Source organism: Curtobacterium sp. B18, from assembly GCF_000333375.1.
In the GTDB taxonomy this organism is placed as follows: domain Bacteria; phylum Actinomycetota; class Actinomycetes; order Actinomycetales; family Microbacteriaceae; genus Curtobacterium.
The window spans coordinates 1-8,252 of sequence record NZ_BACZ01000003.1; the positions used below are offsets into that span (position 1 = coordinate 1).

Annotated in this window: 7 protein-coding genes; 2 read left to right on the plus strand and 5 right to left on the minus strand. The window is 70.9% G+C overall.

What is annotated here, in order from left to right:
* The 4 genes from I5E_RS00070 to I5E_RS00085 all read right to left on the minus strand — a co-directional run.
* On the minus strand, positions 1–1,160 hold a 1,160-nt coding region (locus I5E_RS00070), incomplete at its 3' end, for a mechanosensitive ion channel family protein (RefSeq protein ID WP_022905203.1).
* Positions 1,161–1,267: 107 nt separating this feature from the next.
* Positions 1,268–2,212, minus strand: coding sequence for a glycine betaine ABC transporter substrate-binding protein (locus tag I5E_RS00075; protein ID WP_031260792.1), 945 nt, complete (start codon positions 2,210–2,212; stop codon positions 1,268–1,270).
* Positions 2,213–2,226: 14 nt separating this feature from the next.
* Positions 2,227–3,237 (minus strand): ABC transporter permease, encoded by a 1,011-nt coding sequence (locus I5E_RS00080; protein WP_042723418.1) that lies wholly within the window; start codon positions 3,235–3,237, stop codon positions 2,227–2,229.
* Positions 3,234–4,640, minus strand: a complete 1,407-nt coding sequence (locus tag I5E_RS00085) for a betaine/proline/choline family ABC transporter ATP-binding protein (RefSeq protein WP_031260796.1) — start codon at positions 4,638–4,640, stop codon at positions 3,234–3,236. The genes I5E_RS00080 and I5E_RS00085 overlap by 4 nt, the downstream gene beginning before the upstream one ends.
* A gap of 426 nt (positions 4,641–5,066) precedes the next feature.
* Between I5E_RS00085 and I5E_RS00090 the strand changes: the two genes are divergently transcribed.
* Together I5E_RS00090 and I5E_RS00095 are read left to right on the plus strand one after the other, a co-directional pair.
* Positions 5,067–6,692 (plus strand): amino acid permease, encoded by a 1,626-nt coding sequence (locus I5E_RS00090; protein ID WP_022905205.1) that lies wholly within the window; start codon positions 5,067–5,069, stop codon positions 6,690–6,692.
* A gap of 96 nt (positions 6,693–6,788) precedes the next feature.
* Positions 6,789–7,094, plus strand: a complete 306-nt coding sequence (locus I5E_RS00095; protein ID WP_022905206.1) for a hypothetical protein — start codon at positions 6,789–6,791, stop codon at positions 7,092–7,094.
* Between the two features lie 994 nt (positions 7,095–8,088).
* On the opposite strand, the gene I5E_RS26810 is transcribed toward I5E_RS00095, so the two are convergent.
* Entirely contained in the window at positions 8,089–8,244 is a 156-nt protein-coding gene (locus I5E_RS26810; protein ID WP_369007682.1) for an SCO4848 family membrane protein, read from the minus strand.
* Positions 8,245–8,252 lie beyond the last annotated feature (8 nt).

Sequence of the window (8,252 nt, forward strand, 5' to 3'; positions counted from 1 at the left end):
CCGTCGGAGGGACGGACGTCGGACGTGCTGATCGGCCCGGTGAACATCGCCGCGCGGTCGTCGTGGTCCCCACCGAAGAGCGCGGAGGACGCCGCGGTCGACGCGCTCCGTCCCCGGGGCTGGGCGACGTCCTCGACCATGAGCACGCGCTGCACCGGCTGGGCGTCGGGGTGGGTGCGCTGGATCCAGGCGACGAGTTCCTCGCGGACGTAGCAGCGCAGGTCGAAGAGCGCCGGTGCGTCGTGTGCGGTGACGAGCACCCGGACGTGCACGAACCCCTGGACGGCGTCGGTGACCTGGAGCACCTGCACCCGGCGGTCCCACAGCTCGGTGCGCTCGAGGATCCGCTCGAGCTCGGCGCGCATGTCACCCGGGCGGACCCGCCAGTCGAGGTCGAACTCGACGGCGCCGAGCAGTTCGCTGTTCGTCCGCGTCCAGTTCTCGAACGGGGTGCTCGTGAAGTAGGTCGACGGGAGCACGAAGCGTCGGTCGTCCCAGAGGTGCACGACGACGTAGGTCAGCGTGATCTCCTCGATCCGCCCCCACTGCTGCTCGACCACCACGACGTCGTCGACCCGGATCGACCCGGAGAACGCGAGCTGCATGCCGGCGAACACGTTGCCGAGCGTCGACTGCGCCGCGAGTCCGGCGATGACCGAGATGAGTCCGGCGGAGGCCAGGACACTCGCACCCGCGGCCTCGACCCCGGGGAAGGTGAGCAGGATGGCCCCGACCGCGATGATGACGAGCACGGCGACCGTCAGCCGTCGGAGCACCAGCACCTGGGTCTTCACGCGTCGGGCGACGCGGTTGTCGGGGACGTCGGTGCGGTAGCGGTGCAGCCCGAGGCTCTCGAGGAAGATCGCGACCTCGCACGCCAACCAGCAGCCGGTGCCGATGACGGCGATGAGGAACACGTGCGAGACCTCGTCGCGCCACGGGTACGCGCTGGTGTCCGGGATGCTCGTCGCGAACGCGGTCCAGGTCATGGCGATGAGCAGCACCGTCCGGAAGGGGTGCTTCACGCGGCGGGAGAGGACGGACGCCCAGCGTTCCCGTCTGGCGAGTGATCGGAAGACGAGGTGGGTGACGAGTGCCGCGACGGCGGTGATGAGCAGCGCGAACCCGACCGCGACGAGGAGCCGGAGGAGGATGTCCATCCCTCCATCGAAGCAACCCGCGGCGGGCCTCGCCCAGGAACGCGACCGCCCCCACGACGGGAGGCGCGGTGCCGGACCGGCACCGCGCCTCCTGGCCGGGGCTGCTGCTACTCCGTCGACGTGAGCGAGTCCACGTAGTCCTGGTGCTCGGACGCCCACTTCGCGGTGATCGCGGGGTACTCGCTCGTCTTCGCGCCGCTGTTCACGAGCGCGTTCTCGAGGGAGTAGAGCGTGTCGGAGTCCATCTCGAAGTCCTCCATCCACTTCGACGCCTGCGGGAAGTCGTCGCCGAAGTCCTTCTTGGCGATCGTGTGGATCTCCTCGTTCTTGCCGAGAGCGCCCTTCGGGTCCTCGAGATCCTTGATCGGGAAGGCGTCGTACGCCCAGTGCGGACGCCACAGCGTCACGACGACGTCCTGCTGCTTCGCGATGGCGGCCTTGAGGTCGGCGAGCATCGCCGGCGTCGAGCTCGTGACGAAGTCCATGCCGTCGAGGCCGTACTGCGGGATCACCTGGTCCTGCACCACCTTCGTCTCGCCGGCTGCGGGCTCGATGCCGACGATCCTGTTGCCGAAGTCCGACGCCTTCGCCTTGAGCTCGTCGATCGAGTCGATGTCGGAGTACTCCGGCACGGCGAGCTCGAGGGACGCCTGCTCGTTCCACGCGCCGAGGTCCGTCAGGTCCTTGCCGTACGTGTCCATGTACTCCTTGTGCGTGTTCGGCAGCCAGGTGTCGAACACGACGTCGTAGTCGCCGGACGCGAGGCCCGTGTAGGCCGGCGCGACGTCGGAGTTGGTGAGCTGGACGTCGTAGCCCTGCTGCTCGAGGACGTGCTTCCAGAGGTAGCTGGCGGCGGTGTCCTCGTCCCAGCCGTTGAAGACGACGACGTGCATCGACTTCTGGTCGCCGTTGTCGACCGTGCCCGATGCCCCGTAGTAGCCGGGCGGCATGCAGGCGGACAGGCCGAGGGCGGTGGTGGCGGCGAGGGCGGCCGCGGCGAGGACGCGGCGGGTGCGCGGGGTGCGGTTGCGCGGGGTGCTGGTGCGCTTCATGGTGTGGTCCTTCCTCACGCGTCGACGGTCGGGCGGTCGGTGACCGCTTCGGTGGTGGCGGCGGTCTGGGCGGTCGCCGCGGACGGGGTCGCGCTCGCGCTCGCCGCGTTCGCGGTCGCCGCGTTCGGGGTCGCGGTCGCGCGCTTCCGGCGTCCGAAGAGCCTGGAGGCGCGGCCCGAGTCGCCGCCGAGCGCTGCGGTCAGACGGTCCAGCAGGATCGCCAGGACCACGACCGACAGGCCGGCCTCGGCTCCGAGACCGACGTCGATGCGGTTCAGCGAGGCGACGATCTGCTCCCCCAGACCGCCGGCGCCGACCATGCCGGCGATGACGACCATCGAGAGCGACAGCATGATGACCTGGTTGATCCCCGCCATGATGCTGGCCTTCGCGAGCGGCAGCTGGATCTGCCGGAGGATGCGCCACGGGCTCGAGCCGAACGCGGCGCCGGCCTCGACGACCTCGCTCGGGACCCCACGGATGCCGAGCTCGGTGAGCCGGACGCCGGGGGCCATCGCGAACACGATCGTCGCGACGATGCCGGGGACGACACCGACGCGGAAGAGCAGCAGCGCCGGGATGAGGTAGACGAACGCGGGCGTCGTCTGCATGAAGTCCAGCACCGGCCGGATGACCCGGCTCGCGGCGTCGGAGCGGGCTGCCCAGATGCCGAGCGGGATGCTGAACACCACCGCGAGGCCCGCGGCGACGATCACGAGCGCGAGGGTGTCCATCGCGTTCGTCCACTGGCCGACGCTGACGATGAAGAGCAGGCCGACGGCGGCGCCGAGCGCGAGCTTCCAGCCCTTGGCGACGAACGCGAGGACGACGAGGACCGCGACGACGACCCAGAACGGCGGCGTGGCGAGGAAGTACTCCATCCACGCGTCCATCCAGGTGAAGACGTAGCGGACGACGTCGAAGAAGCCGGAGAGGTAGGTGGTGATCCAGTCGACGATCGCGGCCACCCAGGTGCCGAGGGGCAGGTGGAAGTCGCCGAAGGAGTTGGTACCGGGGGTGATCATGCGTGGTCTCCTTCGGTGGTGGGCGTCGTGGCGGCGGGCGGCGTCGCGGCAGCGGGCGGCATCTCGCCGGGCGGCGTCTCGCCGGGCGGCGTCTCGCCGGCGTCGGCGAGGGTCGAGTCCATGTCGGAGTCGCTGATCCGGGTGACCGGTTCGAGCACCGGGATGGGCATCGTCGCGGTCGGCACGTTGCCGAGGGCGGCGAGCAGCGTCACACGCGGGACGACCCCGAGCAGGCGCCCCTCGTCGTCGACGACCGCGATCGGCAGCGGTGACTCGACGGCGAGTTCGAACAGGTCGGTGAGCGCGGTGTCCGGCGCGACGCGCGCGAACTCGGTGTTCACGATGGCGTCGAGGTCGGTGTCGCCGGCCTTGACCTGGCGCATGACGTGCCGGTCGCGGACCCAGCCCTCGAGCTTCCGGCCGCGTCCCGTGACGAAGACCGCCGCCGTCTGCAGGTCGCGCATCGTGCGGAGGGCGCCACGGGGGCCGACCGTCAGCGGGACCGCGGCGCGCGCGGGCTCCATGACGCTCGACGCGGTGAGCACCCGGGCGCGGTCGACGTCCTGCACGAACTGGGCGACGTAGTCGTTCGCCGGGTCGGTGAGGATCTCCTCCGGCGATCCGATCTGCACGATCCGTCCGTCGCGCATCACGGCGATGCGGTCGCCGAGGAACATCGCCTCGTTGAGGTCGTGGGTGATGAAGACGATCGTCTTGCCGAGTCGCTGCTGCAGGTCGACGAGCTGCTCCTGCATCTCGCGGCGGATCAGCGGGTCGAGTGCGCTGAACGCCTCGTCCATGAGCAGGACGTCGGTCTCGGCGGCGAGGGCGCGGGCGATGCCGACACGCTGCTGCATGCCGCCGGAGAGCTCGTCGGGCTTCGCGTCCGCCCAGACGTCGAGTCCGACGAGGCCGATCACCTCGCGGGCCTTGGCGAGCCGGGTGGCCCTGTCGACGCCGTTCACCTCGAGGCCGAACGCGACGTTCTCGAGCACGGTGCGGTGCGGCAGCAGCGCGAAGTGCTGGAAGACCATCGACACGCTCGACCGACGGATGTCGCGGACCTGGCGCGGGGTGGCCCCCGTGACGGTGCGACCGCCGATCTCGACGTTCCCCGCCGTCGGTTCGAGCAGGCCGTTCAGCATGCGGATGAGCGTCGACTTGCCCGAGCCGGACAGACCCATGACGACGAAGATCTCGCCGGGACGCACGTCGAAGGACGCGTCGATCACGGCCGCGGAGCCGAGGTCGCGGACCTCGTCACGGGTGGCGCCGGCTGCGAGCCGGCGGACCGCCTCGCCTGGACGGCGGCCGAACACCTTGTAGGCGCCGTGCACGCGGACAGCCGGCACGCCGGTGGGTTCGTCCGGCGTGGTGGCACGCCGGTCCTGGGGTGGTGCGATGGTCAACGGTGCTCCTCGCGGGACCGCGGCGCGGTGGGCGCACGGCGGTACCGGTGGTTGCGGACGGGTCGCCCGGCACCGTGTTCGGCGGCATCGCATCGAGCCCGCGCAACGGCGCAGGGCGAGCGATCACGCACGCGGGGGACGTACTCGGGACGGCCCCGGTCCGGCCGACCGTACGGCCCCCGCTGTGCTGCTGCGGTGGACGCGTCCTGATCGTCGGTGTCCCTGAAGGGACGTTCAAGGCTATCGGCGGTTGTCCCCCGACGCGAATCCGGGTCCGCCGGAATCCCGGCACCGGCGTACCCCGTTCACGGCGTGTCGCGCGCCCTGACAACGATCGGGATCGTGAGCGGTCCGTTGTATTCCAGGAGACTCGCATGGTTGTGTGCCACCCCGGTTCGGGGCACCTGTAGCGTGTCGCGCATGACAGCGCAGAACGACACCGGCGTGGACCGCGCGCCCGCGAACGACTTCTCGCACGAGCAGGAGGGCTACCAGCACGGTCTGAAGCCCCGGCAACTGCAGATGATCGCCATCGGCGGTGCGATCGGCACCGGGCTCTTCCTCGGCGCGGGTGGCCGACTGCACACGGCGGGACCGGCCCTGGCGGTCGTCTACCTCATCGCGGGCGTCTTCGCGTTCTTCATCCTGCGGGCTCTCGGCGAGCTCGTGCTGCACCGTCCCTCGTCCGGGTCGTTCATCTCCTACGCGCGCGAGTTCTTCGGTGAGAAGTTCGCGTACGCCGCCGGGTGGATGTACTTCCTCAACTGGGCGATGACGTCGATCGTGGACACCACCGCCGTCGCGCTCTACCTGCACTACTGGGCCGGGCCGCGCGCGGTGCCGCAGTGGGCGCTCGCCCTCGCGGCGCTCCTCGTCGTGTTGGCGGCCAACCTCGTCGCCGTGAAGGTCTTCGGTGAGCTCGAGTTCTGGTTTGCGATCATCAAGGTCGCCGCCCTGGTGGCCTTCCTCATCGTGGCCCTCGTCTGGCTCGTCTTCGCGTTCCCGGTCGAGACGGGCGGCGAGACGGTCCGCACCGGGTTCAGCATCTGGTCCGACAACGGCGGACTCTTCCCGACCGGACTCCTGCCGGCGGTCCTCGTCGTGCAGGGTGTCGTCTTCGCCTACGCCGCCATCGAGCTGGTCGGCACCGCCTCCGGCGAGACGCAGGACACCGAGAAGGTGATCCCCCGCGCGATCAACTCGGTCGTCTTCCGCATCGCCGTGTTCTACGTCGGCTCGGTCGTCCTCCTCTCGCTGCTCCTGCCGTACACGTCGTACAAGGACGGCGTCAGCCCGTTCGTGACCTTCTTCTCGTCCATCGGCAACCCGCAGGTCGGCCAGGTCGTCGGATCGATCATGAACTTCGTCGTGCTCACGGCGGCGCTGTCCTCGCTGAACGCCGGGCTCTACTCGACCGGTCGCGCGCTGCACTCGATGGGCATGAACGGTTCGGCGCCGAAGTGGACCACGAAGATGACCAAGGGCGGCGTGCCGTTCGCGGGCATCCTGCTGACCTCGGCGTTCACGCTGGTCGGAGTCTTCCTGAACCTCTTCGTGCCGAAGCAGGCGTTCGAGATCGCGCTGAACATCGCGAGCCTCGGCATCATCACCGCCTGGGGCACGATCATCCTCTGCCAGATGAAGCTCCGCTCGTGGGCGAAGCAGGGGCTCGCGAAGGAGCCGTCGTTCAAGCTGCCGGGCGCGCCGTACACGTCCTGGCTGACGCTGGTGTTCCTCGCGACCGTCATCGTGCTGATGGCGATCGACTACCCGATCGGCACGTACACGATCGCGTCCCTCATCATCGTGATCCCGCTGCTCATCCTCGGCTGGTTCCTGCAGCGCGACCGCATCCTCCGCATCGCCTCGCTCCGTTCGGGCATCACCGGTCCGTACCCGGTGACCGGCCGGGACCCGGCGAACCAGGTGCGCCGCGGTGCCGGAGCGTCGGCTCCGGCGGACGACGCGTCAGGGTCGTCCTCGGCCGACGCGTCAGGATCGTCCTCGGCCGGCGACGCCGGGTCGGACACCGACCGTCGGCGCTGATCGCGGCGGACCACGCACGGACCCGAGTGTCCGGATAGCGAAACCGCACGCCGCACGCGTGTGAGAGGGTCCGGCACCCGTCGGTACGATCGGCGGGTGCCGGACCCTTCTGTCTCCCCCACGCTCGACCTGCAGCTGACCTGGCGCGGCACCTTCGGCCGTGTCCGGGTCTTCCACGACCGTGTCGCTGCCGAGACCAGCTACGAGCGGGACGCCCTGACCGCCGTGCCCATGGACGCCGTGCGCGGCTGGCGGATCGAGCCGTGCGACTTCGACGCGGTGTGCGTCGAGTTCGTCACGCCCGGGGAGACCTACCGGGTGCTGCTCGACACGACCGACGAGCGGGTCGCCGGCCTCGCGCTGCGCCGGGCCCTCGGCGCGCCGCTGCCGTCGGAGTCCTGACACCGGCGCGCCGCCCGCTGGTCTGAGCTCCCCTGTCCTGGGCGCCCGCCGGGCGCGATCGCCTGCGGGACCGGAAGCGTGTGGCGGGCCGGCACCGCTCCGGCCGGCGGCAGGCGCGATGCGGACCGGCGCCGCACCGGCTGGTGACACGTGCACCGTGCGCGCCTGCGCACTCCGTGCGCGGTTCCGCGCACCGTGTCAACTTGTAACGCCGCACCCAGCCACCAACGCCGCACCAGCAGGCGACGGCCGCACCGTGCGGACGAGAGGCCCGCGGCGGCCCGGCACCGCGCATCCAGTCCGCACCGTGCGTGCGTACTCACACCGTGCGCGGTCCCGCGCACGGTGACAGCCTCTAGCGCCGCACCCAGCCGGCGACGGCCGCACCGTGCGGACGGGAGGCCCGCGGCGGACCGGCACCGCGCCTCCGGTCCGCACCGTGCGCACCCCCTCACCCCATGCGGACGGGAGGAACGTGGCGGGTCGGCACCGCGCCTCCAGTCCGCACCGTGCGTGCGTACTAACACCGTGCGCGGTTCCGCGCACCGTGGCAGCTTGTGACGCCGCACCCAGCCACCAACACCGCACCAGCCGACGACGGCCGCACCGTGCGGACGGGAGGAACGTTGCGAACCGGCACCGCGCCTCCAGTCCGCACCGTGCGTGAGTACTCACCCCGTGCGCGGTTCCGCGCACCGTGGCAGCTTGTAACGCCGTACCCAGCCACCAACGCCGCACCAGCCGGCGACAGCCGCACTGTGCGGACGGGAGGAACGTGGCGGGACGGCACCGCGCCTCCGGCCCGCACCGTGCGCGCGCACTCAGCCCGTGCGCGGTCCCGCGCACCGTGGCAGCTTGCAACGCCGCACCCAGCCACCAACGCCGCACCAGCCGACGACAGCCGCACCGTGCGGACCAGAAGCCCATGGCGAGCCGGCACGACGCCTCCAGGCCGTCACGTCACCGGCAGAGCGCGCCGCCACGCCGGGCGCGCTCAGACGAGCAGCAGGATCCCCGCGACCACCGCAGCGACGGCGATCGCCAGCGCGATGACCAGCAGCACGAGGTGCACCGTGTAGAACGTCGTCGGCTTGCCGGCGGCATCGCGCGCCCGCGAGTCCTTCGCGACGCGCTGAAGAAGCGCGGCCACGGACGACG

Excerpts from the sequence above, each read along its gene's own strand:
- I5E_RS00075 (WP_031260792.1), bottom strand. The coding sequence starts at position 2,212 with ATGAAGCGCACCAGCACCCCGCGCAACCGCACCCCGCGCACCCGCCGC.
- I5E_RS00080 (WP_042723418.1), bottom strand. The coding sequence starts at position 3,237 with ATGATCACCCCCGGTACCAACTCCTTCGGCGACTTCCACCTGCCCCTC.
- I5E_RS00090 (WP_022905205.1), top strand. The coding sequence starts at position 5,067 with ATGACAGCGCAGAACGACACCGGCGTGGACCGCGCGCCCGCGAACGAC.